Annotated in this window: 25 protein-coding genes; 16 read left to right on the top strand and 9 right to left on the bottom strand. The window is 73.2% G+C overall.

Annotated features, from left to right (window positions below):
* Window positions 1-57: 57 nt before the first annotated feature.
* Genes J2W21_RS00715 through J2W21_RS00695 form a run of 5 tightly spaced genes read right to left on the bottom strand, consistent with a single transcriptional unit; the run spans window position 58 to window position 5,809 of the window.
* Window positions 58-1,194, bottom strand: coding sequence for an enolase C-terminal domain-like protein (locus J2W21_RS00715; protein WP_307112593.1), 1,137 nt, complete (start codon window positions 1,192-1,194; stop codon window positions 58-60).
* Window positions 1,191-2,981 carry a thiamine pyrophosphate-requiring protein gene (locus tag J2W21_RS00710; protein WP_307112592.1) on the bottom strand — a complete coding sequence of 597 codons (1,791 nt, stop codon included), beginning with the start codon at window positions 2,979-2,981 and terminating at the stop codon, window positions 1,191-1,193. The genes J2W21_RS00715 and J2W21_RS00710 overlap by 4 nt, the downstream gene beginning before the upstream one ends.
* A gap of 1 nt (window position 2,982) precedes the next feature.
* Complete coding sequence (locus J2W21_RS00705) at window positions 2,983-4,683, bottom strand: GMC family oxidoreductase (RefSeq protein WP_307112591.1); 1,701 nt, start codon at window positions 4,681-4,683, stop codon at window positions 2,983-2,985.
* Window positions 4,680-5,303, bottom strand: coding sequence for a gluconate 2-dehydrogenase subunit 3 family protein (locus tag J2W21_RS00700; protein ID WP_307112590.1), 624 nt, complete (start codon window positions 5,301-5,303; stop codon window positions 4,680-4,682). The genes J2W21_RS00705 and J2W21_RS00700 overlap by 4 nt, the downstream gene beginning before the upstream one ends.
* Window positions 5,300-5,809 (bottom strand): hypothetical protein, encoded by a 510-nt coding sequence (locus J2W21_RS00695; RefSeq protein WP_307112589.1) that lies wholly within the window; start codon window positions 5,807-5,809, stop codon window positions 5,300-5,302. The genes J2W21_RS00700 and J2W21_RS00695 overlap by 4 nt, the downstream gene beginning before the upstream one ends.
* Window positions 5,810-5,929: 120 nt before the next feature.
* On the opposite strand from J2W21_RS00695, the gene J2W21_RS00690 reads away from it, so the two are divergent.
* From J2W21_RS00690 to J2W21_RS00680, 3 genes are all read left to right on the top strand, one after another.
* Window positions 5,930-6,496 (top strand): very short patch repair endonuclease, encoded by a 567-nt coding sequence (locus J2W21_RS00690; protein WP_307112588.1) that lies wholly within the window; start codon window positions 5,930-5,932, stop codon window positions 6,494-6,496.
* Between the two features lie 83 nt (window positions 6,497-6,579).
* Window positions 6,580-7,203 (top strand): hypothetical protein, encoded by a 624-nt coding sequence (locus J2W21_RS00685; protein WP_307112587.1) that lies wholly within the window; start codon window positions 6,580-6,582, stop codon window positions 7,201-7,203.
* 24 nt (window positions 7,204-7,227) lie between these two features.
* Window positions 7,228-7,509 (top strand): DUF2795 domain-containing protein, encoded by a 282-nt coding sequence (locus J2W21_RS00680; RefSeq protein WP_307112586.1) that lies wholly within the window; start codon window positions 7,228-7,230, stop codon window positions 7,507-7,509.
* Between the two features lie 89 nt (window positions 7,510-7,598).
* On the opposite strand, the gene J2W21_RS00675 is transcribed toward J2W21_RS00680, so the two are convergent.
* The gene (locus J2W21_RS00675) at window positions 7,599-8,483 is read right to left on the bottom strand and encodes an SDR family oxidoreductase (protein ID WP_307112585.1); all 885 of its coding nucleotides are present in this window, start codon (window positions 8,481-8,483) and stop codon (window positions 7,599-7,601) included.
* An 80-nt stretch (window positions 8,484-8,563) separates the two neighbouring features.
* Between J2W21_RS00675 and J2W21_RS00670 the strand changes: the two genes are divergently transcribed.
* Window positions 8,564-9,547, top strand: coding sequence for a DNA topoisomerase IB (locus J2W21_RS00670; protein WP_307112584.1), 984 nt, complete (start codon window positions 8,564-8,566; stop codon window positions 9,545-9,547).
* Window positions 9,548-9,585: 38 nt separating this feature from the next.
* Here J2W21_RS00670 and J2W21_RS00665 read toward each other — a convergent pair whose 3' ends face one another.
* The gene (locus J2W21_RS00665; RefSeq protein ID WP_307112583.1) at window positions 9,586-9,996 is read right to left on the bottom strand and encodes a hypothetical protein; all 411 of its coding nucleotides are present in this window, start codon (window positions 9,994-9,996) and stop codon (window positions 9,586-9,588) included.
* A 628-nt stretch (window positions 9,997-10,624) separates the two neighbouring features.
* Between J2W21_RS00665 and J2W21_RS00660 the strand changes: the two genes are divergently transcribed.
* A complete protein-coding gene (locus J2W21_RS00660; RefSeq protein WP_307112582.1) occupies window positions 10,625-11,458 on the top strand; it encodes a sigma-70 family RNA polymerase sigma factor in 834 nt (277 codons plus the stop codon).
* Window positions 11,459-11,596: 138 nt separating this feature from the next.
* Here the strand turns inward: J2W21_RS00660 and J2W21_RS00655 are convergent, their stop codons facing one another.
* Window positions 11,597-12,574, bottom strand: coding sequence for a glycosyltransferase family 9 protein (locus J2W21_RS00655; RefSeq protein ID WP_307112581.1), 978 nt, complete (start codon window positions 12,572-12,574; stop codon window positions 11,597-11,599).
* Window positions 12,575-12,702: 128 nt separating this feature from the next.
* Between J2W21_RS00655 and J2W21_RS00650 the strand changes: the two genes are divergently transcribed.
* The 10 genes from J2W21_RS00650 (at window position 12,703) to J2W21_RS00605 (ending at window position 22,414) form a co-directional block, all read left to right on the top strand.
* Window positions 12,703-13,308, top strand: coding sequence for a D-glycero-alpha-D-manno-heptose-1,7-bisphosphate 7-phosphatase (locus J2W21_RS00650; protein WP_307112580.1), 606 nt, complete (start codon window positions 12,703-12,705; stop codon window positions 13,306-13,308).
* Complete coding sequence (locus tag J2W21_RS00645) at window positions 13,305-14,330, top strand: glycosyltransferase family 9 protein (protein WP_307112579.1); 1,026 nt, start codon at window positions 13,305-13,307, stop codon at window positions 14,328-14,330. The genes J2W21_RS00650 and J2W21_RS00645 overlap by 4 nt, the downstream gene beginning before the upstream one ends.
* Window positions 14,330-15,334: a glycosyltransferase gene (locus tag J2W21_RS00640; protein ID WP_307112578.1), complete on the top strand. Its 1,005-nt coding sequence runs from the start codon at window positions 14,330-14,332 to the stop codon at window positions 15,332-15,334. The genes J2W21_RS00645 and J2W21_RS00640 overlap by 1 nt, the downstream gene beginning before the upstream one ends.
* The gene (locus J2W21_RS00635; RefSeq protein ID WP_307112577.1) at window positions 15,331-16,617 is read left to right on the top strand and encodes a glycosyltransferase; all 1,287 of its coding nucleotides are present in this window, start codon (window positions 15,331-15,333) and stop codon (window positions 16,615-16,617) included. The genes J2W21_RS00640 and J2W21_RS00635 overlap by 4 nt, the downstream gene beginning before the upstream one ends.
* A gap of 2 nt (window positions 16,618-16,619) precedes the next feature.
* A complete protein-coding gene (locus tag J2W21_RS00630; RefSeq protein ID WP_307112576.1) occupies window positions 16,620-17,381 on the top strand; it encodes a D-sedoheptulose-7-phosphate isomerase in 762 nt (253 codons plus the stop codon).
* Window positions 17,378-18,787 (top strand): PfkB family carbohydrate kinase, encoded by a 1,410-nt coding sequence (locus J2W21_RS00625; protein ID WP_444965503.1) that lies wholly within the window; start codon window positions 17,378-17,380, stop codon window positions 18,785-18,787. The genes J2W21_RS00630 and J2W21_RS00625 overlap by 4 nt, the downstream gene beginning before the upstream one ends.
* A 52-nt stretch (window positions 18,788-18,839) precedes the next feature.
* Window positions 18,840-19,580 (top strand): SDR family oxidoreductase, encoded by a 741-nt coding sequence (locus J2W21_RS00620; RefSeq protein WP_307112574.1) that lies wholly within the window; start codon window positions 18,840-18,842, stop codon window positions 19,578-19,580.
* Window positions 19,581-19,599: 19 nt separating this feature from the next.
* Window positions 19,600-20,139 (top strand): DUF2332 family protein, encoded by a 540-nt coding sequence (locus J2W21_RS00615; RefSeq protein WP_307112573.1) that lies wholly within the window; start codon window positions 19,600-19,602, stop codon window positions 20,137-20,139.
* Window positions 20,115-20,567, top strand: a complete 453-nt coding sequence (locus J2W21_RS00610; RefSeq protein WP_307112572.1) for a DUF2332 family protein — start codon at window positions 20,115-20,117, stop codon at window positions 20,565-20,567. Before J2W21_RS00615 ends, J2W21_RS00610 begins: the two co-directional genes overlap by 25 nt.
* 83 nt (window positions 20,568-20,650) lie before the next feature.
* The gene (locus J2W21_RS00605; RefSeq protein WP_307112571.1) at window positions 20,651-22,414 is read left to right on the top strand and encodes an HNH endonuclease signature motif containing protein; all 1,764 of its coding nucleotides are present in this window, start codon (window positions 20,651-20,653) and stop codon (window positions 22,412-22,414) included.
* Between the two features lie 33 nt (window positions 22,415-22,447).
* Here J2W21_RS00605 and J2W21_RS00600 read toward each other — a convergent pair whose 3' ends face one another.
* Window positions 22,448-23,563: a glycosyltransferase family 9 protein gene (locus tag J2W21_RS00600; RefSeq protein WP_307112570.1), complete on the bottom strand. Its 1,116-nt coding sequence runs from the start codon at window positions 23,561-23,563 to the stop codon at window positions 22,448-22,450.
* A gap of 242 nt (window positions 23,564-23,805) precedes the next feature.
* On the opposite strand from J2W21_RS00600, the gene J2W21_RS00595 reads away from it, so the two are divergent.
* On the top strand, window positions 23,806-25,296 hold the full coding sequence (locus tag J2W21_RS00595) for an aldehyde dehydrogenase family protein (protein WP_307112569.1): 1,491 nt from the start codon (window positions 23,806-23,808) through the stop codon (window positions 25,294-25,296).

Raw genomic sequence — 25,296 nt, 5'->3', positions numbered from 1 at the left:
AAACGGCGCGCGGCCCCGGGGCCGTGGCGGCCCGCAGCGGTCCGGCGCCGGGATTCATCAGGCGACCCGGTACTGCTCGGCGTCGGCCGAGCGGAGCACCAGCCCGTTGCCGAGCAGGGAGGGATCCGGGGCGATGGCCCCGCCCTCCGGGTCCGGGACGCCGTCGAAGAGCATCGACTCGAGGCGGACGTGGTCGTGGAACCACTCGAGGTGGCGCAGCCCCGGTGCGGCGGCGGCCGGGGCCGTCGAGATCGCCGGGGCGCAGTGGCCGGAGAAGCCCACGCCGTGCGCCGCAGCGACCGCGGCGATGCGCAGCCAGACGGTGATCCCGCCGCAGCGCGTCACGTCGGCCTGCAGGCAGTCGACCGCGCCGGCGGCGCACATCCGCTCGGCGTCCTTGAGCCGGGTGAGGTACTCGCCCGCTGCGACGTCGGGGGAGGTGCGCTCGCGGACGAACCGCAGCCCGTCGAGGTCCTCGCTCGAGACGGGCTCCTCGAACCACGTGATCCTGGCCTCCGCGGCGGCGTCCGCCACGCGCACGGCCTGCTTCGGGGTGTACGCCCCGTTGGCGTCGACGAACAGGTCGGGGTCACCGCCGATGGCCTCCCGCGCGGCGAGCATGCGTGCGATGTCGCGGGACTCCGACGCGCCGCGGTCCTGCCCGATCTTGATCTTCACCCGGGGGATGCCCCGGGCCGTCCAGCCGGTCAGCTGCTCGGCCATGCGGGCGTCGCTGTACGTGGTGAATCCGCCGCTGCCGTAGACGGGCACCTCGGCGCGGGCGGCACCGAGCAACTGGTGCAGGGGCAGCTCGGCGTGCCGCGCGGCGGCGTCCCACAGCGCGCAGTCGAGGGCCGACGCCGCGTACGCGCCGGCGCCGGACTGGCCGGCGTTGCGCAGGGCCCGGGCCATGGCCTCGGAGCAGGCCGGGACGGAGAAGACGTCCGCGCCCATGACCGCCGGCGCGAGGAGCTCCTGCACCACGCCCACGAGGGCCGCCGGGCCGTACGTGTACCCGGTCCCGTGCGTGCCGCCCGCCTCCACCCGCACCACCACGATGGTCGTGGAGTCCCACGCGAAGGTCCCATCGGCCTCGGGCTCGTCCGTCGGGACGGTGTACGCGGCAGCGGTGACGGCCGAGACCGTGGCGCCCGATCCGACGTCGTGCATCGGGGCGCCCGCCGGCGCGTTCATTCCCGGTGTCCCGGGAGGAGCTCCTGGGCCTTGACCTTGAGGCCCTCCTTGATGAACTGCCACGCGTTCTCATCCCCCTTGGCGGCGCTCTTGGCCGTGTTCAGGGCCTGCTTGAGCGTGGCATGCGGCGGGATGGGCGGCACGTTGGGGTCGGTGCGCACGTCGAGCAGCGTGGGACGGGTGGCGGTGAGCGCCTTGTCCCATGCGGCCCCCAGCGCGTCCGGGGTTTCCACGGAGATCGCCCCGAGGCCCAGGCTTGCGGCGAAGCCGGCGTAGTCCACGTCCGGCAGCTCCTGCGTCATCGGCACGGTGGGTGAGCCGCTGAACGCCCTCAGCTCCCACGTGACCTGGTTCAGGTCGTTGTTGTGGAGCACGACGACGACGAGCCGGGGATCGGACCAGTCCTTCCAGTAGCGGGCGATGGTGATGAGTTCGGCGAGGCCGTTCATCTGCATCGCGCCGTCCCCCTCGAACGCGATGACCGGGCGGTCCGGGTGGGCCACCTTGGCGCCGATCGCATACGGCACGGCAGGTCCCATCGTGGCCAGGTTCCCGGACAGGCTCCCGCGCACTCCGGCGGGGAAACGGATCTGCCGCGCGTACCAGTTGGCGGCGCTGCCCGAGTCCGAGGTGACGATCGCCGAAGCCGGGATGCGCTCGGAGAACTCCGAGAACACCCGCAGCGGGTTGACCGGATCGGCCTCGACGAGGGCCTCGTCCCGCATGTCCGACCACCACTTGGAGACCTTGTCCTCGATGTCCTCGCGCCACCCACGGTCCTCCTTGCGGTTCAGGAGCGGGATGAGCGCGCGCAGCCCCGCGGCGGCGTCGGCCACGAGGTTGACCTCGTAGGGGTAGCGCATGCCGATCATGGTGGCGTCGACGTCGATCTGCACTCCCCGGGTCTTCTTGGGCTCCGGCATGTACTGCAGGTACGGGAAGCTCGAGCCGATCGTGAGCAGGGTGTCGCAGTCGCGCATCATCTCGTAGCTCGGCCTCGTCCCCAGAAGCCCGATCGAGCCGGTGACGAAGGGGAGGGTGTCCGGCAGCGAGTCCTTCCCGAGGAGCGCCTTGGCCACGCCGGCGCCGAGGAGCTCGGCCACCTGCTGGACCTCCGCGGCCGCGTTGCGCGCGCCCTGGCCGATGAGGATCGCGACCTTCTTGCCCTCGTTGAGCACCGCGGCGGCCCTGCGGAGTCCCTCGGTGTCCGGGGCCAGCTCCGGCCACTCGATGCCGAGGCTCGAGGGCACCATCTTCATCTCGTGCGCAGGCGCCGAGTACTCGAGCTCCTGGACGTCGGAGGGGATGATGACGGCGGTCGGCGCCCGCCGCGCGCAGGCGACCTTGATGGCGCGGTCGATCACATTGGGCAGCTGCTCGGGGACAGTGACGAGCTGGACGTAGTCCGAGGCGACGTCCTTGAACAGCGAGGGCAGGTCGATCTCCTGCTGGTAGGAGCCGCCGATCGAGGTGCGCGCGGCCTGGCCCACGATCGCGACCACCGGGACGTGGTCGAGCTTGGCGTCGTAGAGGCCGTTGAGGAGATGGACCGCCCCGGGGCCGGAGGTGGCCATGCACACTCCGACCTTGCCCGTGAATTTCGCGTAGCCCACCGCTTCGAAGGCGGCCATCTCCTCGTGCCGCGCCTGCACGAACCGGGGGCCCTCGCCCTTCCCGAGGGCGGTGACGATGCCGTTGATGCCGTCCCCGGGGTAGCCGAACACGGTGCTGATGTCCCAGGCCTTGAGCCTTTCGAGCAGGAATTCGGCCACATTCTTCTCGGCCATGTCAGCTCTCCTTTGCTGGTTCGCGTGCTGGTTCGCGTGCTGTTTCGCGCTGTGGTTGGCGCATCCCCCCGCGCGCGCCCGCGGCCAGGCGGGACGCGGTGCGCGCGGCGAGGGACATGATGGTCAGTGCTGGGTTGGCGCTGCCCTGGGTGGGCAGCACGCTGCCGTCGGTGATGAGGAGGTTCGGCACGGCGAAGGTGCGGCAGTCGCCGTCGACCACGCCGTGCCGCTCGTCCGCCGCCATCCGGGCCCCGCCCACGAGGTGGGCGTAGCGCTCGATGGTCATGACCTCGCTCGCCCCCGCGGCCGTGAGGATCTGCTCCATCGTCGAGGCGGCGGCCGCCATCAGCCGGCGGTCGTTGCCGCAGCGGCTGTAGGTGAAGCGCGCCACGGGCAGGCCGCGGCGGTCCGTCTCGGAATCGAGCGTGACGCGGTTCTCCGGCTGGGGGAGGAACTCGCAAAGCGCCCCGAGGCAGGCCCAGTGGACAAAGTCGGTCATCCGGCGGCGCAGCTCGGTGCCCCAGTGTCCCTGCGCGGCAATGTGCTCGGCCCACGTGATCGGCAGCGGGGAGACGGTCTGGATCGAGTAGCCGCGCTTGTACGGCTTGGTGGGATCCGTCTCGTAGAAGGCCTCGCTGCTGACCTCCGGCGGAGGCGCCTTGTACATGCGCACCTCCTCCTCGAACCGGCCGCCGGTCTGCGGGGCGCCCTGCACCATGAGGTAGCGGCCCACGAGGTCGTGGTCGTTGCACAGCCCGTCCGGGAACTGCGGCGAGGCCGAGTTGAGCAGCAGCCGCGGGGTCTCGATCGAATAGGCCGCCACCGCGACGTTCCGCGCGCGCTGGAAATGCTCGACGCCGCCGTGCTCGTAGTGCACACCGGTGGCGAGACCGGTGCGGGGATCCACGGCAACGCGGGTGACCATCGAGTCAGCCCGGATCTCCGCCCCGTGCGCCATCGCGTCGGGCACGTGCGTGATGAGGGGGGAGGCCTTCGCGTCCACCTTGCAGCCCTGGAGGCAGAAGCCGCGGTAGATGCAGTGCCGGCGGTGGCCGAAGCGGCCGTTGGAGATCGCCACCGGCCCCACGCGGGCCTCGATCCCGCAGGCCAGCGCCCCCCGCAGGAACGCCTGGCCGTTGCCGCCCACCGGATGCGGGGTGTGCGGATAGCTGTGCGGGTCGCCCCAGGGCCAGTCCTGCCCGGCCACCGGCAGTTCCTCCTCGATGTCCTCGTAGTACGGCTTGAGGTCCTCGTAGCGCAGGGGCCAGTCGGCGCCCACGCCGTCGAGGGTCTCGGTCTGGAAGTCGCTCGGATGGAAGCGGGGGGTGTAGCCGGCGAAGTGCACCATCGAGCCGCCCACCCCGCGACCGGAGTTGTTCGAGCCGAGCGGCACCGGGTCGTCGCCGTCGATCACCCGCGGCTCCGTCCAGTACAGCCGGTGGGACCCGGCCTCGTCGCTCACCCAGTCGCGGTCCGGCTCCCAGAATGGCCCCGCCTCGAGGACCACGATGCTCCAGCCGGCGCGCGCGAGCCGCTGCGCCATGGTCGATCCGCCGGCACCGCAGCCGACGATCACGAGGTCAACCTCGTCGTCGTCCGCGAAGCGGCGCATGGTGGTGCTGACGTCCGGGTCGGCGAGGGGCAGGAGCCAGGCCGACTCGTTGCGTGCCCGGACCCCGCGCAGTCCGCGGGCGGCGCTCATGCGCTCTCACCCGGATGCGCGTCCCGGACCTCGAAGTGCTCCCGGCGGCCCATCCCGAGGTTCGCGTACCCGCGCGGGTAGGCGGGGCCGGGGAACCCGATCTCGTCCCACGCCCACGGGTGGGAGTAGAACGCCGTGCACGCGTACCGCAGCCACAGGTTCCACACGTGACCGGCCGGGAAGCCGTGCCAAGGGCCGTCCGTCGAGCGCAGGTGGGTCAGGATGGCCTCCTGCTGCTCCCGTCCCGCGGTCGCGAACCCGGTGCCGCAGCGCTCGCGGGCGTCCTGGTCGAGGAAGCGCAGGCCCTGGCGCCACACCTCGCCGTCCTCGGGCAGGTCCGCGTAGTGCCAGCCGTCCGTTTCACCCGCCGCGAGGCGGGCGTCGACGAAGTTCACGAGGGGGATGCGGGGCTGCGCGTCCGTCTCCTGGCCCACGAGCCGGTCGAGCAGGGCGGCGGCGATGGCCTGCTCCTGGGCCGTGAAGAAGCTGATGTCCGGCGGCCGCTGCGTCCGGGAGAGGACCAGCGCCTCCGTGGCCTCGTCCCAGTGCCCGCGCTCGTCGAGCGCGTGCTGGCCGGGGAAGCGTCCGCCGCCGTCCTCGGCGGGCAGCGGCAGCGTCACGGCTCCCTCCTCAGGATCGAAGCGAGGATCCCCATCCCCCCGACCAGGGTCACGAGCAGCGGGGCCAGCAGCGGCGGGCCCATCTCGACGTTGTAGCGCAGTTCCTTGAAGCCGCCGGGGCGCTGTGCGATCCCGCGCAGGTGGAGGTAGGTCCCCTGGAGCCCGTTCGCGATGATCGCCGCGCTCGCGATCGGCAGGGCGGTGTGGGCGAGCCTCGCACTGAACACCCCGCCGATCCCCGCTGCGGCGCCGATCGGCCCGAGGGCCACCGGGGCCCACATCCAGGGATTGCCGAAGCTTGCCTTGTCGTGCTCGAGGTAGATCTCGGCGGCGGTCACGAGCGCCCCGGCGGCGGTGAGGCCCGAGAGGGTGCGCTCGAACCGGCCCGTCTCGACGTTGCGGACGAGCCTCTGGATTCCCCGGGGCTCCACCACGCTGAGCGGACCGCCGCGGTTCAGGGGCCCGCGCCCCGGGCGCTTCGCGGCGAGGAATGCCAGTGTTCCCATCGGGGTTCCTTCCGTGCTCGGACCGGGCGGTGTCCAGCCCTCCTTCCTCAGCGCTACCCGCGGCCGAGCGGGCAAAACGCGCTTCCAGCACCTTCCCAGCCGCCGGCGTACGCTGGCCGCATGAGCCAGGCCGGGGTCCCCGAGGACACGCACGACGCCGGTGACGCACCGGCGGCGGGCGAGTCACCGGCGTCGTCCGTCCGCGACGGAGACCGGACGCGGCGGAGCCGGAAGGGCGAGCCGTCCTGGGCCACGACGCCGGCGATCCGCCGCACCATGCTCGGGAACCGTTCGCGGGACACCGCGCCCGAGCTCAAGGTGCGCCGGGCGGTCCACGCGATGGGCCTGCGCTACCGGGTGGCCTTCCGCCCGGTGCCCGCCCTCCGGCGCACCGCGGACCTCGTGTTCACGCGGGCGCGCGTGGCGGTGTTCATCGACGGCTGCTACTGGCACGGGTGCCCCGAGCACTACATCGAGCCGGCGAGCAACGTGGACTACTGGCGGCCCAAGATCGCCCGCAACCGCGAGCGGGACGCCGAGACGACCGCCGCGCTCAGCGCGGCCGGGTGGCAGGTCCTGCGGTTCTGGAGCCACGAGGACCCCGCCCTGGTGGCCTCGGCGATCGCGGCGGCGGTGCGCCCGGCGGGGACCGGCGCAGCGGGGCCCGGCGCCGCGGGAGCGGACTAAGGCGCGGCCGACTGGGCCCGGAGTGATTGGATCCACAGCCTGATGGGTACTGGGAGGGAAACCTGACCTCAGGAGGTTGACCCATGGATCCGACCCAGCTCACGGCGGTCATTGTCATTGCAGTGATCGTCGTCATTGCGATCATCGTGGCCATCGCGGTGTCCCGGAAGCGGGGAGAGGCCCGCAAACAGCGCCAGCGCGAGCACGCCGAGGAGCTGCGTGCCGAGGCAGCGCGCCGCGAGATCGACGTCCGCGACCGGGAGGTCAAGGCCCGCGAGGCGCAGGTGCGCGCCGAGCGCGCGGAGGTGGAGGCCGCCCGCCTCCGCCACGAGGCCCAGGGACACAGCGAGAGCACCCGCGAGGACCGCGAGCGGATCGAGGAGCAGCGCCGGAAGGCGGACGAGCTCGATCCGGACCGCCGCGGAGGAACCGACGCCGCCCGCGAGCAGGCGGCCCCCCGCCAGGAGGTCCACCAGGAGCGCCGCGAGGAGGCCGTGGCCGAGCGCCGCGAGGAGGCCGCCCGCGAGGGAGTTGCCCGCCAGGAGGCGGTGCTCGATGAGACCGCTCCGGGCCGGCACGGCGGCCACGGGACGGCGCAGGAAGGCCTCCGCACCGACCGCACCGACCGCACCGACGGAACCCTGCCGCCCGGCGCCGAGCGCGGCGGTGCGACCGGGACCACCACACCGACCGAGGGAACCCGCTGAGCGGGTTCTCATGAGAGGAGAGCCATGACCGATTCCGCGAACCCCATCCAGATCCAGAAGTTCCTCGAGGGCGTCGACTACCCGGCCGAGAAGGGCGCGCTCGTTGCCCGGGCCAAGCAGGAGGGCGCCGACAGCAACGTGCTCCGCTCGCTGGAAGCCATCCCGGACCGCTCCTACGCGAAGCCCACCGAGGTGAGCCAGGCGATCTCGGAGGTGGGCAACCACCCTGAACGGGCGGGCGCCGGTGACGCCGGGGTAGAGGATGACGACGACGAGCGCGGCGGCGACCGCTTCGACGCGGGGTGACCTGCGGGAGCACCGCAGCAGAGGGGAGGAGCGCCGGTCCTGATGGACCGGCGCTCCTCTTCGCCGTGACTGGCTTCGGGTGATCTGGCCTAGAAGGGCTTCCCGCCGGTGACGGGGACCACCGCTCCGGAGATGTAGGAGGCCTCGTCCGAGGCGAGCAGCACGTACGCCGGCGCCAGCTCGGCGGGCTGGGCGGGGCGTCCGAGGGGCGAGTCCTTGCCGAACTCCGGGACGTGCTCGGGCCAGCCTGTCGAGGGGATGAGCGGCGTCCAGACCGGCCCGGGCGCGACCGCGTTGATGCGGATGCCCTTCTTGCCGAGTTCGGGGGCCAGGGCCTTGACGAGGGCGGCCTGGGCGGCCTTGGTCATCGCGTAGTCGAAGAGCCCGGCCGAGGGCTCCGCCGCCTGCACCGAGCTCGTGATGATGATGGATGCGCCCGGCTGGAGATGGGGGATCGCTGCGCGGAGCAGCCAGAACTGGCTGTAGAGGTTGGTGCGCATCACCCGGTCGAACTCCTCGGTGGAGACCGTGTCGATGCCGTCCCGGGCCTGCTGGTAGGCCGCGTTGAGGACGAGGATGTCCAGCTTCCCGAATTCCTCCAGCGTGCGCCCGGGCAGGGAGGAGGCGAAGTCCTCGTCGCGCAGGTCGCCCTCGAAGTGCGCTGCGCGCGTCCCGGCGTCGGAGATGGCAGCGGTGGCCTCGGCCGCGTCCTGGGCTTCCTCGGGCATGGCGGTGATGGCGACGTCTGCCCCTTCCCTGGCGAAGGCGAGGGCGACGGCACGGCCGATCCCCGAGTCCCCGCCCGTGATGAGGGCGGCGCGCCCGGTGAGGCGCCCATGGCCCTCGTAGGTGCTCTCACCGTGGTCCGGGCGCGGCTCGGTCGCCCCGGTGGTCCCCGGCGCCTCGAGGTCCTGGGGAGGGATGGTGCCCGTCACCCGGGCGCTGCGCGGGTCCTGGGGTTGTGATGCGTTCATGTGTGACTCCTTCCGTGACGGCCCGGTCGGCGGCCGACCGGGCTGATTCCATCCGTGGGGCTGTGGGTAAGTAGCTGCCGATGAAGACGCGCAGCAGGCGGACGGCGCACGGGACGATCACCCGGCGCCGCGCGGGCAAAGGGTTCAGCTACCGGGACGCGGACGGCCAGCGGGTCGACTCGCCCGAGGTCCTCGCGCGGATCGACGCGCTCGCCATACCGCCGGCGTGGCGGAACGTGCGGATCGCGGCATCTCAGCGTGCCCGGGTCCAGGCCACCGGCATCGACTCCGCCGGCCGGAAGCAGTACCTGTACCACAGCACGTGGCGCGAGCGGCAGGAAGCCCGCAAGTTCGACCGCGCGGTCGCTCTGGCCCGGCGGCTCCCCGCCATCCGCCGGGCGGTCACAGAAGACCTCCGCGGCAAGCACGGCCCGAAGGACCAGGCCCTCGCGGCGGCGCTGCGCATCGTGGACAGGCTCGGGGTACGGGTGGGAAACCGCAGGTACGCCCGCCAGCACGGCTCCTTCGGCGTCACGACGATCCAGCGCCGGCACCTGCGCCTCGACGGCGACACGATCTCGTTGGAGTTCCCGGGCAAGTCCGGGATGCAGTGGTCGGTGCAGCTGCACGACCACGATCTGGCCGAATACCTCCGCAGCCTGCCGAAGGGCGGGAAGTCCCGGGCTGCCCTCGGCTACGAGTCCGGCACGGGGTTCCAGCGGATCGGATCCGAGTCCCTCAACGGGTACCTGCGCGTGAGGGCCGGGATGGGTGCGAGCGCCAAGGACCTGCGGACGTGGCGCGGCACCGTGATCGCCGCCGAATCCCTCGCCCGCAGCGGCGAGCAGGGCTTCGACGCCGAGGAGGCGTGGCGCCGCGCCATCGCGGACGCCGCCGACTGGCTCCACAACACGATCGCCGTGGCCCGCGGATCCTATGTGGACCCGCGGCTCCTCCTCGCCTACCACGAGGGCAGGAAGCTCACGACGCCGGGTGGCAAGGTCTCCGACGCCGCCCTCGCCGAGCTGCTCGACTCGACGCCGCGGACCGGTCCGGGCACGTAGGGCGCGACCCGGGCCCACACGGGCGCTGCATTCCCGGATCAGTGGTCCGGGAAGTCGTCGCGCGCCGGCTGCGAGGACGTCTCTGCGTCCTCCCGAGGCGTGAGGTAGTGCTCGCCCTCCTCGGTGGTCGCGATCTCGTACTCCTCGGCGACCGCATCGATGCGCGCCTGGTCGTCGGGCCCGGGCGGGCGGACAGGGCCGGGGTTGGGGGTCCGCTCGGCATCGCCCCAGACCGCTCCGACGCCCTGGGACGACGGAGTGACGTCGGTGGGGCCGTCGGCCACGGTGTCGTCGACCCCGTGCCGCGGGACCGGGGTGCCCGGGTGCGGGCCGGAGCCCTCCGCCGGGCGGTCCTCGCCGGCCTCCCGGTCTGCGTGGGTGGCCTCGCCGCCCTCGAGGGGCGTGCCCTCCCGGCGCTCGGGCTCGTCAGGAAGATTCCGCTGGTCCATGGCGTCCTCTCGAATCGGTGGAAGGCGGGGGTGGTCCGCTCACGTGTTCATACCCGCCTCGGCTCCGCGTCAAAACCGCCGCCATCGAGGAGACCGGCGGCGCGGCACGGCCGCCTTTCCTCGGATTGTCGGCCCAACCGGGAGCGTGCCGATCGCTAAGCGCGCCAGATAATCTGCACCCCAGATGCCAAGAGACAGCATTGCTCCTTCTCGAGCTGTTGTATCTGAAGGACAGCCGTGCCTACGGTGGAAGCCGGAGTCAAGCAGCTGGCCCGGATCACCACGCCCGTACCACCAAAGCGCGTGGCCAGTTGACTGGAGACTCATCGTCACTATGACCCAAGCGTCGCGACCCACCGGTCGCCGCGAGCGCATCACCGAAGACGCCCGTCGCGCCTTGGCGTGCGAAACCTCAGGGCGCGAAACAAGGCACGCTCCAGCCGCCGTGGCCAGCCGGTGTCCCTCTTCCGCTCGAGGCGACGCAGACAACCCCGATACCAGGACTCGAGACACCGGGACCTGGCCCGCACAATTCCCCGCGCACGCCGCGGACCATTCGTCTCAGGAGGCGCCCGGCAGTCACTGACGCCCCACAATCTTTCCAATCCCAGCGAGGAGGCAACTCGCCATGCAGGAAGCTCCACGGCAGAACCATCTGCTCCCAGTGCCCAACGATCCAGACCTTGCCGGCGCTCCAGACAGCGTCAACGGCGTCGTCCTGGGAGCCGCGCCCGAAGGCCCGGCACGCCGCAGCGAGCCTCCAACTGCCGGCACTGAGGCAGCGGCAGCGGGCCAGCTCGCCGTCGAGTACCTCGGCGTTGCCGACGCCCTCGCCCGCAGGTTCCGCTGCGCGGGGCATGATGCGGACGACCTGCGCCAGGTGGCGCGCCTGGGCCTCCTGAAGGCGGCCCACCGCTACCGGGAGCCCCTCGGCCACGGGTTCGTGCCCTACGCGGTGCCCACCATCACCGGGGAACTCAAGCGCTACCTCCGCGACCAGTCCTGGGTGGTCCGCCCGCCCCGTGCGCTCCAGGAACTCCGGCTCAAGGTCAACGGCCTGCGCCCGGGGCTCGCCCAGGAGCTGGGCCACGACCCGACCACGGCCGAGCTGAGCAAGGCAGCCGGAGTCCCCGCCTCGGACATCGCGGAGGCGCAGATCGCGGACTCGGCCATGGTCGGCCAGCCGGTCGAGCACGGGGACTCATCCGAGGACCCGGAGGAACGCCGGCTGAACGTCGTCCTCGGTGCTGAGGACCCCGGCTACGAGCACGTCGAGCAGATGCACGCCCTCGCGGGGGCGATGTCCGACGCGACGGACAACGACAAGCAGCTCCTCGACCTCCGGTTCGTCCAGGAGATGACCCAGGACGAGATCGCCAAGGAGCTCGGCGTGAGCCAGATGCAGGTCTCGCGGCTCCTCAAGCGCCTGCTCGACAGGCTCCGGAGGAGGATGGCGGCCTGAGACCCGTCCGTCCGGGACTCATGCCGGAGCAAGGGGGGCGGCATGAGGTCCGGACGGGGAACGCAGGAGGGCGCGGTGCGTGCACCGCGCCCTCCTGCGTGCCCGGGCGTCCCGCCGCCCGGACCAGCTCGGCAGGCCCTACGTGAAGGCGACCTCGCCGCCCTCCCGGCCGGCGGCGTCGTCCTCCTCCAGCCCGTCCAACGCGTCGAGGACGTGGCCAGGCAGGACGGCGAGCAGCGCCGGGTCGGGGTCTTCGGCGAACGGGTCGCCCAGGCGTACGAGAGGGTCCGTGAGGACCACGTGCGGTCCCTCGGCGGGAGGCCCCCACTGCTCTGGGGCCGCGGGCCCGAAGATGACCACCGACGGCGTGCCGTAGGCCGTGGCCAGATGGGCCGCCGACGTGTCGGCGGTGACCACGGCCCGCGCCGCAGCGATCGCGGCGGCGAACTGGTCGAGCTCCCAGCGTCCGGCCACGCAGGCCGAGGCATGCAGCCCGGCGGCCTTGACCACTGCGGAGGCGCGGAAGACGTCGTCCGGCCCGCCGGTGACCATCACCTGATGGCCGCGGAGGGCGAGCACGGCTGCGACGTCCGCGAACCGCTCGATGGGCCAGCGCCGGCTGCCGTACGCGGCGCCGACGTGGAGGATCGTCGCGCGGTCCACCGGCGCCGGCGTCTCGGGCGGGCAGAGGCGGAAGTCGGAGGAGTCGGCCACGATGCCGTTCCATGTCAGCAGGCGCACCCAGCGGTCACGCTCATGGAGGAAGTCGTCCCATTCGGGCCCGGCCCAGCCCGGTGCCGCGTGGCCGATCCGGTAGGTGGGCTTCAGCGCCTCGAGCCGGCCCCTGCTCTCGGGGCCATTGCCGTGCAGGTTGACGGCCACATCCACGGGACGGCGCCAGGCCAGCGGGCGATCGAGGCCAGGAGTGGGCAGGAGCGCGTTGATGCCGCCGATGAGGGGGACGATCGGTGCGAGCCAGCGTGGTGCGGCGAGGACAAGCTCGTGGTCGGGGAAAGCCCGACGGAGGCCCCGGAGGGCCGGGACGGCGACAAGGAGGTCGCCCAGTTTGAGTGCCCGGAGGGCGAGGACGGTCGGCTTCGTTGCGCGCTGTGCCACGGCTGCTCCCTGAGTGTGGGGATGTGACGGTACGCCCGCGGCTTGAGCGAATTCGAGGGAAGGAGAAGGAGGAGAAGAAGTCCTTGCAGTTCCGTTTAGTGTACTGCTGCAAGGGCACTGCTTCTCCTATGAGGAAGACCAATGGCGAGAGGAAGCAGCGGCCTGTGCCGTCTGCGATCCTCTTCGACCGCGACGGCACGCTCGTCGCCGACGTGCCCTACAACACGGACCCCGATCTGGTGGTTCCGATGCCGGGAGCGCTGCAGACGCTCGGCCGGCTCCGCGCCCTCGGGATCGCCTGCGGGGTCGTGACCAACCAGTCCGGCGTCGGCCTCGGGCTCATCACCGAGCGCGAGCTCCGGGCCGTCAACGACCGCATCGAGAGGATCCTCGGGCCGTTCGACACCTGGCAGGTCTGCCCGCACGCTCCCGAGGACCGCTGCGAGTGCCGCAAGCCCAAGCCGGGCCTCGTGCACGCCGCGTGCCGGGACCTCGAGGTCGAGCCCGAGGACGTCGTGGTCATCGGGGACATCGGCAAGGACATGGAGGCAGCCCGCCGAGCCGGCGCGCGCGGCATCCTGGTGCCCACCCCCGTGACCCTGCGTCCCGAGATCCTCGCGGCGCCCGCGGTCGCCGGAGACCTCTCCTCTGCGGTCATGCTCGCGCTCGGGCCCGAGCCCGTGCACAGCACAGGGTCCGGCGGCGAGGCCCCGTCCCTCGGGAGTGCAGCATGAGGCGCGTCCTCGTTGTCCGGCTCGACAGCCTCGGAGACGTCGTCATGGCCGGCCCCGCCGTCCGGGCGATCGCCGCCCACGCGGAGCCCTACCTGCTCACCGGACCGCGCGGAAGCGGCGCCGCCCGCCTGCTTCCCGAGGTGCGCCACACGCGGGAATGGGACTGTCCGTGGATCGGCAACCCGGCGCCCGAGGCAACCCCGCGCCACCTCCGCAGGCTCGAGCGGCTGGTCTCGGACATCGTCCCGGACGAGGCCGTCATCTTCACGTCCTTCCACCAGTCCCCCCTGCCCCTTGCCCTTGAACTCCGGCTCTGCGGGGTCCCCCGGATCACGGCGCTCTCGGAGGACTACCCCGGCTCCCTGCTCGATGTGCGGGTGACCTCCAGCGAGCTCCCCTGGAACACCCATGAGGTGGACCGGGCGCTCGGCATCGCGGCTGCAGCGGGCTTCCCGCTTCCGGCGGACGACGACGGTCTGCCGGCCCTCGTGACGCAGCACCGCAGCGGCATCCGGCCCGAGGGCCCCTACGTCGTGGTGCACCCGGGCGCGGACGCGCCCGCGCGGTCCTGGCCGGCCGAGAACGCCGCGGCGCTGGTCGAACTGCTCGCCGCCGCGGGCCTGCGCGTGCTGGTCACGGGCGGGCCGGACGAGCGCGCGCTGACCGCCCGCGTGGCGGGCTCCCGCGGCGTCGACCTCGGCGGCCGCACGGGCCTGCCCGGCCTCGTCGACGTGCTCGCGGGCGCGAGCGTGGTCGTGGCCGGCAATACCGGCCCCGCGCACCTCGCGGCCGCCGTCCGGACCCCCGTGGTGAGCCTCTTCGCCCCCGTGGTGCCTGCCGAGGTATGGCGGCCCCGGGGGGCGCCCACCGTCCTCCTCGGCGACCAGACGGCGCCGTGCGCAGGCAGCCGTGCCCGCATCTGCCCGATCCCGGGCCATCCGTGCCTGGCCGGCGTGCGTGCCGAGCAGGTCGTCGAGGCCGTGCAGGATCTCCTCACCGCGCAGACCGGGGCGGTGGCCTGATGCGCGTCCTGGTGTGGCACGTCCACGGCGGTTGGATGGACGGCTTCGTCCGCGGCCCGCACGAGTACGTGGTGCCCGTGGACCCCGAGCGGGGGCCCTGGGGGCTCGGCCTCGCGGGCAGGCCGTGGCCGCGCGCCGTGGAGGCCACAGCCGAGGAGCTCTCGGCCCGCGGAGGCGAGATCGACGTCGTCGTGCTCCAGCGCACCGAGGAGATCGGGCTGGTCCAGTCCCTGACGGGGCTGCGGCCCGGAATCGACGTCCCCGCGGTGTTCGTCGAGCACAACACGCCCAAGGGCTCCGTCCCGGAGACCCGGCATCCCCTCGCCGACCAGGCGGACATCCCGATCGTGCACGTGACCCACTTCAACGCGCTGATGTGGGACAGCGGCAGCGCCCCCGTCTTCGTGGTCGAGCACGGGGTGAACGACCCCGGCTTGGCCTACACGGGAGAACTCGAGAGGCTCGGGGCGGCCGTGAACGAGCCCGTCCGGCGCCGCCGGGTCGCCGGCACGGACCTGCTGCCCACCTTCTCGGAAGCAGCGCCCATCGATGTCTTCGGCATGGGCGGCGGCGGCCTGGAGGAGGCCACCGGGGTCGGCCCGGACCGCCTCGTCTGGGCCGGGGACCTGCCCTCCGGGACGCTGCACGCCGAGCTCGCACGCCGCCGGGCCTACCTCCACCCCTTCCGCTGGACCTCTCTGGGGCTCGCCCTCATCGAGGCCATGTTCCTCGGACTTCCGGTGCTCGTAGTGGGCTCCACGGAGGCGTGGCGGGCCGTGCCCCCCGGGGCGGGCTGCGTCAGCTCCGACCCTAAGGAACTCCTCGCCGCCGCGCGCCGGATGCTCACCCGCCCGGACGAGGCCGTCGAGGCAGGGCTCAACGCCCGCGAGGCCGCCCTGGCCCGCTACGGGCTGCATCGGTTCCACGCCGCGTGGGACGAGGTGCTCGCAGAGGCCGCGAAAGGTGTCCGCGGCGCGAGCACGCTGAAAGGAGCACAACGATGAAGATCGCCATGGTCTCGGAGCACGCGAGCCCGCTCGCCGTCATCGGAGGCGAGGACGCGGGAGGGCAGAACGTGCATGTCGCTGAGCTCTCCGCGGCGCTCGTCCGCCGCGGGCACGCGGTCACGGTGTTCACCCGCCGTGACAGCAACAGGCTCCACTGGGAGCAGATGCTCCCCACCGGCGTGGGCCTCGTCAACGTCGACGCCGGGCCTCCGCGCGCCGTTCCCAAGGACAAGCTCCTGCCCTTCATCCCCGAATTCGCGGACCGGATCAGCGAGTACTGGGCGCAGGACACGCCGGACGTCGTGCACGGGCACTTCTGGATGTCCGGAGTCGCCTGCATCGAGGCTGCGGACAAGGTGCAGCGCCTGGGGCTGACGCCGCCGGTCGTGGCGGAGACCTTCCACGCCCTGGGCGTGGTCAAGCGCCGGCACCAGGGAGTCGAGGACACGAGTCCTCCCGAACGCGAGACCCTCGAGCCGTGGGTCGCCCGTTCGGTGGACCGCGTCATCGCCACCTGCCCTGACGAGGCGTTCGAGCTGCGCACCATGGGGGTGAGCCGCCGGCACATCTCGATTGCGCCGTGCGGCGTGGACACGGCGCTCTTCACACCGGACGGCCCTGCCCGAGCACGGGGAAAGCGGTTCCGGATCGCCACGATCGGCCGCCTCGTGCCGCGCAAGGGCGTGGACACCGTGATCCGTGCGCTCGCCCTCCTCGCCGCGTCGGGGCGCAGGGACATCGAGCTCCTCGTGGTCGGCGGCTCCGTGGAGAAGGAGCGCGTCGCCGGCGATCCGGAGGCGCGGCGCCTGCGGGACCTCGCCGACTCCCTCGGGATCGGCAGCCAGATCATCTTCACGGGCCAGGTCGCCCGCGATGCCATGCCCCAGCTCATGCGCAGCCTCGATGCTGTGGTCTGCTGCCCCTGGTACGAGCCCTTCGGCATCGTGCCGCTCGAGGCGATGGCCTGCGGCGTCCCCACCATCGTGGCGGCCGTGGGCGGCCTCGCCGAGACCACGGTCGACGGCGTCACCGGTCTCCACATCCCGCCCAAGGACCCCGAGGCCCTCGCAGACGCGGTCGCCGCCCTCGCGGACGATCCGCAGCGGCGCGCCGCCCTCGGCGCGGCCGGGGTCGAGCGCGCGCGGAGCCGCTACACGTGGGACAAGGTGGCATCGGACACCGAGCGCATCTATCGGGTGGTGCGCGAGCACTGGCAGCAGCCCGAGCCGGATGTCCTCCGGTCCCGGCGCAGGCTGCGCCGCGTCGAGGAGGGAGCCTGAGGATGTGTGCAGCTCACCGAGGACTGGACGCCGCCCGGACTGCGCCCCGCTCCCGCGCGGCCCTGCGGCCCGTACCCGGCGCCGCGAGCGGCGCCTTCCGCTCCGCCGCCCAGCGCGCCCGGGCCGGCAGCGACCCCACCGCTGCGCTCGCACGCACGGTGGCCGCCCATATCGCGGAATCGATGGTGGCCCTCGAGGTGCTCGAGCGCCACTCCCTCGTGCTCGCCCGGTGGGGGCACGATCTCGCCCATCGGCTCTCCCAGGGCGGCAGGCTCCTCGTGGCCGGCAACGGCGGCTCGGCGGCCGAGGCCCAGCACCTCACGGCCGAGCTCGTGGGGAGGTACGACGGCGAGCGGGCCCCGTTCTCGGCGATCGCCCTCCACGGGGACACCTCCGCGATGACGGCGATCGGGAACGACTACGGCTACGACGAGGTCTTCGCCCGGCAGATCCGGGCCCACGCTCGCGAAGGCGACGTCGTGGTGCTCCTCTCCACGTCCGGGAAGAGCCCCAATCTCCTCTGCGCGGCCGCGGCGGCGCGGGAAGTCGGGGCGGTGAGCTGGGCCATGACGGGCCCGGGACCGAACCCGCTCTCCTCCGCCGTGGACGAGGCCGTGCTCCTCGACGGGAGGAACTGCCACGTCCAGGAGTCCCAGCTTGTGGCGATCCATGCGCTGTGCGTGTGCTTCGACGCGTGCATCGCAGACCTCCCGGCGCCGCAGCCCCGGTCCGGCCGAAGCGCCCCAGGAAGGGACCCCCGATGAGAATTGCCGTGGTGGGAGACACCCTCATGGACATCGACCTGCACGGCCACGCGAGCCGCCTCTGCCCGGACGCGCCGGCGCCCATCGTCGAGGTGGCCCGCCGCCTCGAGCGCGCGGGCGGGGCGGGGCTCGTGGCGACGATGCTCGCGGAGGACGGGCACGACGTCGACCTCGTCACCGCCCTCTCGATTGACCCCGCGGCGGCACGGCTTCGCGCCCTGCTCAGCGGGGTGCGGGTGACGGCCGGCGCGCTCGGCGGCCCGACGCCGGTCAAGATGCGGGTCATCGCGGACGGCCAGCGGGTCGCGCGGATCGACGAGGGCTGTGGCCAGAAGCCGTTCCCGCTCGTCGACGAGGCCATGCTCGAGCGGATCGCCGGCGCTGACGCCATCGTCGTCGCCGACTACGGCCGGCGGCTCGCGGAAGCCCCCACCCTCCGGGCGGCGATCGAATCGGCGGCCCGGCACGTCCCCGTGGTGTGGGACCCGCACCCCCAGGGTGCCCGGCCCGTCTCGAGGGCCGCCGCCGTGACCCCGAACCTGCCCGAGCTGCTCGCATTCTCCGGGCGTGCGGTCAACGGGCTCGGCGCTGTCGCGACCGCGGCGGGGCGGCTGAGGGAGCGCTGGAACGCGCACTCGGTGGTCGTCACCCTCGCCGAACGGGGCGCCCTCATCTGCGGATCCGAGACCGACACCCACATCGCGGCCCCCGCGGCCGGGCTGAGGATCGAGGACTCGTGCGGTGCGGGGGACCGGTTCGCCGCCTCGCTTGCCGTCGCGCTCGGCGCCGGCCACGGACTTGAGAAGGCGGTCGAGGCCGCCATCTCCGGGGCGGTGGAGTTCCTCGGCGCAGGCGGCGTCTCCTCGCTCGAGCGCAGCCAGGCGCCCCTGCCTCCCGCGGCGTCCGGGGACAGCTCCAAGGCGCTGTCCGCGGGGGAGGGCGAGCCGGAGGAGAGTGCGGCCTTCGCCCTCGCCCGGCGCATCCAGTCCACCGGCGGCCGGGTGGTCGCCGCGGGCGGCTGCTTCGACCTCCTGCACGCGGGCCATCTCCGCCTCCTCGAGGCCGCCCGCGGCCTCGGCGACTGCCTCATCGTGTGCCTCAACTCCGACGAGTCGATCCGGCGCCTCAAGGGCGACTCCCGCCCGCTCATGTCCCAGGCCGACAGGGTGGACCTGCTCCTCGGGCTCAGCTGCGTGGATGCCGTCGAGGTCTTCTCCGAGGACACTCCGGAGCAGCTGCTCAACGAGCTCCGGCCCGACGTCTGGGTCAAGGGCGCCGACTACGACGCCGAGCAGCTGCCCGAGACCTCGCTCCTGCGGAGGTGGGGCGGCGACGTCGTGACCGTGCCGCTCGAGCCGGGACGGTCGACGACGGGCCTCGCCTCCGCGATCGCGGGGCTCGGCTGACGCTGGGCGCCGCCAGACCAAAGACCATCACCACAGAACCGGAAGGACTCCCATGACCACCACGGATACGAGCATCAGCCACGAGACCGACCAGTCCGCCCAGGAGCCCCTGCGCGGGGCGCGAATCCTCGTGACGGGAGGAGCCTCGGGGCTGGGCGCTGCCATCGTCGAAGCCGCCGCCGGGCAGGGCGCCCGGCCGATCGTCGTCGACCGGCAGCCTGCCCCCGAAGGCGTGACCGGCGTGGTCGCGGACCTCTCCGTGCGCGAGGAGGCGGAGGCCGCCGTCGCCCGCGCCGTCGAAGAGGCGGGCGGGCTCGATGCGGTGGTGTGCGCCGCGGGCATCGACCGCTGCGGCGAGCTGGCGGAGGTGCCCGCGGATGAGTGGGAACGCGTGCTGCGCGTGAACCTCCTCGGGACTGCCGCCGTGGTGCGCGCCGCCGTTCCGCATCTGCTCGAGTCGCACGGCCGGGTGGTGACGGTCGCGTCGACCCTCGGCCTCCGCGGGGCGGCGGGCGCCACGGCCTACTGCGCCTCCAAGTTCGGCGTGATCGGCTTCAGCAGGGCCCTGGCCGCTGAGCTCAAGGGCAGGGTGGGCGTCACGACGCTCATCCCCGGCGGCATGGACACGGCCTTCTTCGATGACCGGCCCGAGGAGTACAAGCCCCATGACCGCAGCACCCTCAACCGGCCCTCGGACGTGGCCCGATCGGTGATCTTCGCCCTCTCGCAGCCGCGGGGCTGCGAGGTCCGCGAGCTGCTCGTGGCAGGTTCCATGGAGGATTCCTGGCCGTAGGCCGGCATAGATTGGGTCCATGCAGAACGGGACCGCCGAGGTCTACCGGGCCTTCGCCGAGGTCGAGGCGCAAGGGGTGTCCGACGTCTTCTTCGATTGGGCGAGCTCCATCGCGGAGGATGCCGCCGTCGTCGGACTCCTCGAGTCTCTCCCGCAAGCCAAGCGGCAGCCCAACCTCGTCTTCGCGGCGGCCCGTCTGCGGGGGGCGCCGGTGGGGCCCTACTCCGGGTTCCGCTCGTGGCTGCTGTCCCACTGGGCCACGGTGGAGCCCGTGGTCCTGACGCGGTCCACGCAGACCAACGAGGCGGGCCGGTGCGCGGTCCTCCTCCCGGTGCTGAGCCGCTTGGAGGGGCCGCTGGCGCTCATTGAGGCCGGCGCCTCCGCGGGACTGTGCCTCTATCCGGACAGGTACAGCTACCGCTACGACCTCGGCGACCGCACCGTGTCCCTCGATCCCGCCACTGGGGCGAGCGCCGTTGAGCTGCCCTGCCGCATCGATGCGGGGAGCGTCCCTGCGCGGCTGCCCGAGGTCGTGTGGCGCGTTGCGGCATCGACCTGAATCCGCTCGACGTCGGCGACGCATCCGAGATGGAGTGGCTCGAGACGCTCATCTGGCCCGAACACCAGGACCGCCGTGATCGTCTCCGCGCCGCAGCGGCAGCCGCGGCAGCGGATCCCCCGAGGATCCTGCGCGGCGACCTCGTGGACAGCATCACGGGGCTCGTGGAGGAGGCCCCGCCCGGTGCGCACGTGGTGGTCTTCCACAGCTCCGCGCTCGTCTACCTCGACCGGGTTCGGCGGGCCCAATTCATTGAGCTGATGCATTCGCTGCCAGGAGTCACCTGGATCAGCAACGAGGGCGAGCGCGTCCTGCCCACCGTTGGTGGGGACCTCGTCACGCCCGCCCGAGGGAGGACGGTCGTCGCGGTGAACGGGCGTCCTCGCGGGCTCGCCGGTCCCCACGGGCAGAGCTACGAAGGACTGTGAGGTTCTGGCGGGGAGCGGGCCCATGGTCGAATATGCGATCTAATCTTCTTCATTTAATCGAATCTATGTACTAAAATTGGTGCATGGAACGAGACGGTGGTCTGGCAGCGGGGGCGGAAGGGCCTCCCGGTGCCGGCGCGTCGTCTGCCTGGGTACCGCCGGAGCCGCCGGAGTGGCTGCGGCTGGAGTGGGAGCTCAATGACCGGGCCAGGCCGCAGGGGGCCGGCGCCGAGGAGCTGGGGCCGGTGCTCTGGGCGGCGTTCCGCGGAGCCCCGGACCGCGAGCTCGCCGCCTCGGCTCTGGAGCGCGGCGGGGTCTGCCGTTCGGGCGTGGGTCCCTCGGGCGGCGGGTCGGGTCCGTGGGACAGCGGGGTGGATGCGGGGCTGTTCGCCTCCCCGGAGGAGCTCGAGGTCTTCCCCGCCCCGGTGGTGCGGGCGGAGCTGCGGGAGGTGGCCGCGGCCGGGCTCGTGCGCCGTCTGGTCCGCCTCGAGCAGCTCGAGGCCGCCCGCCTGGCCGAGCAGGCCGCCGTCCTGGGCGCGCTCGTGGACCTCTGCGCCGGCGACGGGACCGACCCCCTCCGCACCGCGGAGGCGGCCACGGTCGCGGCCTCGGAGGTATCCGCGGCCCTGAAGGTCTCCGCCCGCACCGCCAAGGGCCTGGTCAGCGAGGCCCTGTCCCTGACCGACCCCGCCGCCGCCCCCGTCCTGGCAGCGCTCGCCTCCGGGCGGCTCTCCCGCCGCCGGGCCAGGGCCGTCCTGGACGCCGCCGTCCCCGTCCCCCCGGCCCGCGCGGCGGCCTTCCTGGCCGCCGCCACCGAGGCCGCCTGCCCCGCCGACCCCGACCGGACCTTGTCCCCCGCGGCGCTCACCCGGCGCCTGCGCCGCCTCGTCGAGGACCACGCCGAGGAACCCCTGACCGTGCGCAGGGCCCACGCCGCCGGCGGCCGCCGGGTCGACCTCGACCCCGCCCCGGACGGGATGTGCTGGCTCACCGCCTACCTGCCCCTGGAACACGGGGCCGCGGTCGACACCCGCCTCGAGGCCATCGCCCGCTCCCTCCAGGGCCCCGACGAGGCCCGCACCCTCCCGCAGCTGCGCGCCGACGCCCTCGCCGACCTCCTCACCACCGCCCACACCCTCCCCGACAACCCCACCCCACAGCCCATCGGGCCCGCCGGGTCTCCCGGGCCCGCGGGCCCTGCGGGTCATGGGGGGCCTGCGGGTGTTGCGGGTGCTGCGGGGTCGGGGGTGCGGTGCGAGGTCGTCCTCGTCCTGCCGGCCGCGACCGCCGCCGGCACCGCCGACACCCCGGCCGAACTGCTCGGCTACGGCCCCATCGACCCCGGCGCGGCCCGCCTCCTCGCCGCCCAGGCCGCCACCTGGACCCGCCTGTGGGCAGACCCCGCCACCGGGGCGCCCCTGGCCATCGGCCGCGCCCGCTACACCCCCACCGCCGCCATGCGCCGCTACCTCGGCGCCCGCGACGCGACCTGCCGCTTCCCCGGCTGCGACCGCCCCGCCCCCACCACCGAGGCCGACCACACCACCGAATGGCACACCGGCGGCCACACCGCCGTAGCCAACCTCGCCCTCCTCTGCCGCGAACACCACCACCTCAAAACACAACGCCACTGGACCCTCACCCAGGCGGATACCGCCCAGCCCACCCCGCCCGCCCAGAGCCACAACGCCCCGCACAGCCCACCAGCACCCACCCCCAAGACACCCAGCCCCAAGGCACCGGGCCCACCCAGACCCCTCACACCACCGGGCACCCTCCACTGGACCTCACCAGCAGGACTGCCCTACACCACCTACCCCCACCACGACCCACCCCCACCCTTCTAGCGCCGACTCGGCGGAGGGGGTCGGAGGTCCTGCCTACCGCCCGGCGAGGAGGGCTCGGGCATCGGCAAGCACACCCTCGACGGGCACGTCGGAGACCCACGGTTCGGAGTGATCGCAGGACCTGCCGAACGGGTCGGTGCCATCCGCCCCGCACACCGGACACAGCTGGCGCCAGGAAATCTGGACTCGGTGCATCCTCCGCTGGCGCGGCCCGGCATTGACCAGATTGGGCCCCCAGTAGACGGACGCAGTCGGGGTCCCGAGCGCCTGCGCGAGGTGCCGCGGACCGCTGTCATTGGCGACCACGAGCCGCGCCGCGTCGAGCAGGCCCACCAGCCCGTGCAAGTCCGTCCGCCCAGCCGCCGACCCGATCAGGTGCGCAGCGCTGGGAGCCGCCCCCGCGGCGTCGTGCGCGATCCCTTCGGCGAGGTCACGCTCTCCCGGATCGCCCACCACGAGCACCTGCCAGCCCTCGTCTGCGAGCGCCGCCGCCACACGGGCAAAACGGGGCGCCGGCCAGCGGCGCCGAGGATCGGTCGCCCCGGGATGGACGACGACGAGGCCCCTCGCCTCGGCCTGCACCCAGGGTGCGGCAGCCTCGGCGTCTGCGGGGACCGCAGTGAGCCGCGGTTCGAGGTGGCTCGTCTCGGCCCCGGCGAGAGCGGCAACCTCGAGCCAGCGGTCCACCTCGCGCTGATAGTAGACGTGTGCGAGCTGGCGCTCGAGCGGGTCTGCATCCGGGGTCGAGCAGCCGACCGTATGGGCGGCGCCGAGGGCGAGGACGAACGGGTTCGAGTTCTTGCCGCCGCCGTGCAGCTGAGCGGCGAGCCCGATCCGCTCGGCCTGCAGGGCCGAGACGAGCTCGCCCGTACGCGGGTCATCCCGCCAGGTGCGCCCCGACGCGTCCGGGGCCTCAGGGAAGGTCGGGACCACGGCCACGCGGTCCCACGGACCCGGCCGGTCCTGGAGCAGCGCCGCCAGGAGCGGCGTCGTCAGCAGGGTCAGGTGCGTGGGCCGGTAGGTCTCCGACAGGGCCTCCAGCGCGGGGAGGGCGGAGAGCAGATCCCCGATCCCGCCGCCGCGGAGCACCGCGATCCGCTCCACCCCGTCGAAGGGCCCGTCCTCACCGTGGGCGGCTCGCGCCATCATGCCTCCTTGTTCTCGCCGTTGTTCTCACCTGGTCGTGCCCGTTGACGCTGTCTCTCGCCGGCTCGTCCCGATCGATCGCCGGCTCGTCCCGATCGATCGTCGGCGCCGCCGCAGACAGCGCCGTGCGGATCCGCTACCCCCGCGGCCCGGGTGCAAACGCGCCCGGAGAAGTCCCCGGAAGGGGCCGCTTGGGAGCGAAAGGCAGGGGTAGTAGGCCGAGAGAAGCTGTACAGGAGGTCGACATGAGCGCTGTCCTGCCGGACGAGGCAGACTACGCGGGTGCGCCGCACCCATCAGGAGAACACGGAGCCGGAACGGACGCGGCCGGAGCGGACACAGCAGGAGGAGCGGACACAGCAGGAGGAGCCACCCCCGGACCGGACACGGGGGCGGAGGCGCTGGCCGCGCCCGACGCGCAGCGGGCCGAGAGCGCACTCCAATCGGCTCGCCGGGCGTCAGCGCTGTGGCGACGCACGCCCCAGGCGGAACGCTCCACAGCGCTGCGTGAGATCGCCGCAGCCGTCGAGTCGGCGGCCCACGAGCTCGCCGACCTGAACTCCCGGGAGACAGGCCGCCTCTTCGACGACGCATTGGAGGGGGTTCGCTCGGGAGCCGAGGCCCTGCGCCGCTTCGCGGAGCTTGGCCTGCTTCGCTCGGGCCCGAGCCTCGCCGGAGCCTTCTCCGGGCTCGACTTCACCGTCTTCGAGCCCCGCGGAGTCGTGCTCGGGCTGACGTCCTGGGACGACCCCGTAGCCGTGTCCTGCGCGGTCGTCGGGGCGTCCCTGGCCGCGGGCAACGCCGTGGTCCTCAAGCCGAGTGGCCGCTGCCCAGCGCTGGGCCGGCGCCTCGGCCGCCTCTTCGCCTCCGCGGTCCCCGCCGGGGTGATCGGCACCGTGACCGGCAGCGGCGCCGTGGGCGCGGCCCTCGCCGCGGACGGACGCGTCGACGCGATCGTCCACCTCGGCTCCTCGGAGGTGGCGGACAGCCTGGCCGGCCTGGCGTGCAGCACCGGCGCCCATCTGGTCCGCGGTCGGCCCGGCAACGGCGTCTTCATCGTGGACCGAGAGGTGGATCCCGGCTGGGCCGCCTCGTGCGCGGCGGAGGCGGCCTTCCGGCACGCAGGCCAGCTGCGCTCCGCCGCAAGCCGGATCTACGTGCTCGAGGACATGGCCGAGGACTTCCTCGCGGCCTTCGCCGACCAGGCCCTCCAATGGTCCGGGGGCGACCGGCTCGGTCCGCTCGTCGACGCCGGCGCGCGGGAGGACGTCCACCGCGCAGTCGCCGACGCCATGGACCGCGGCGCCCTCCGCCTCGCCGGCGGCGCCGTCCCCGACGGGCCCGGTTCCTACTACCCGCCGACCATCCTCAGCGGCCCCGCCGCCACCCTCGAGGGCTTCACCGAGGAGGTCCGCGGTCCCGTGGCCGCAGTCATCCGGGTAGGAAGCTTCGGCGAGGCGATCGCCGAGGCCGCCCACTGCCCCTGCGGCGCATCCGCAACCGTGCTCACCCGGGACATCGCCCACGCCCAGATCGCCGCGGCCGAGCTGCCGGTCGGCACCGTCGTGGTGAACGGCGTCGCGCAGGGGGCCACGGGGACCGATGCGCCCGGCCTGCCGCAGACCGGCAGTCCCGTGGGGTTCGGCCCGCGTCTGCTCGACGAGCTCAGCCGCCCCAAGGTGATCCACCTCGAGCCGCCCGTGGTCTCCCGGCCCGGGCCAGGGCTGGTGATCTGA

This window comes from Sinomonas atrocyanea (genome assembly GCF_030811715.1).
In the GTDB taxonomy this organism is placed as follows: Bacteria; Actinomycetota; Actinomycetes; order Actinomycetales; family Micrococcaceae; genus Sinomonas; species Sinomonas atrocyanea_A.
This window is presented reverse-complemented; position numbering and strand designations above follow the sequence as displayed.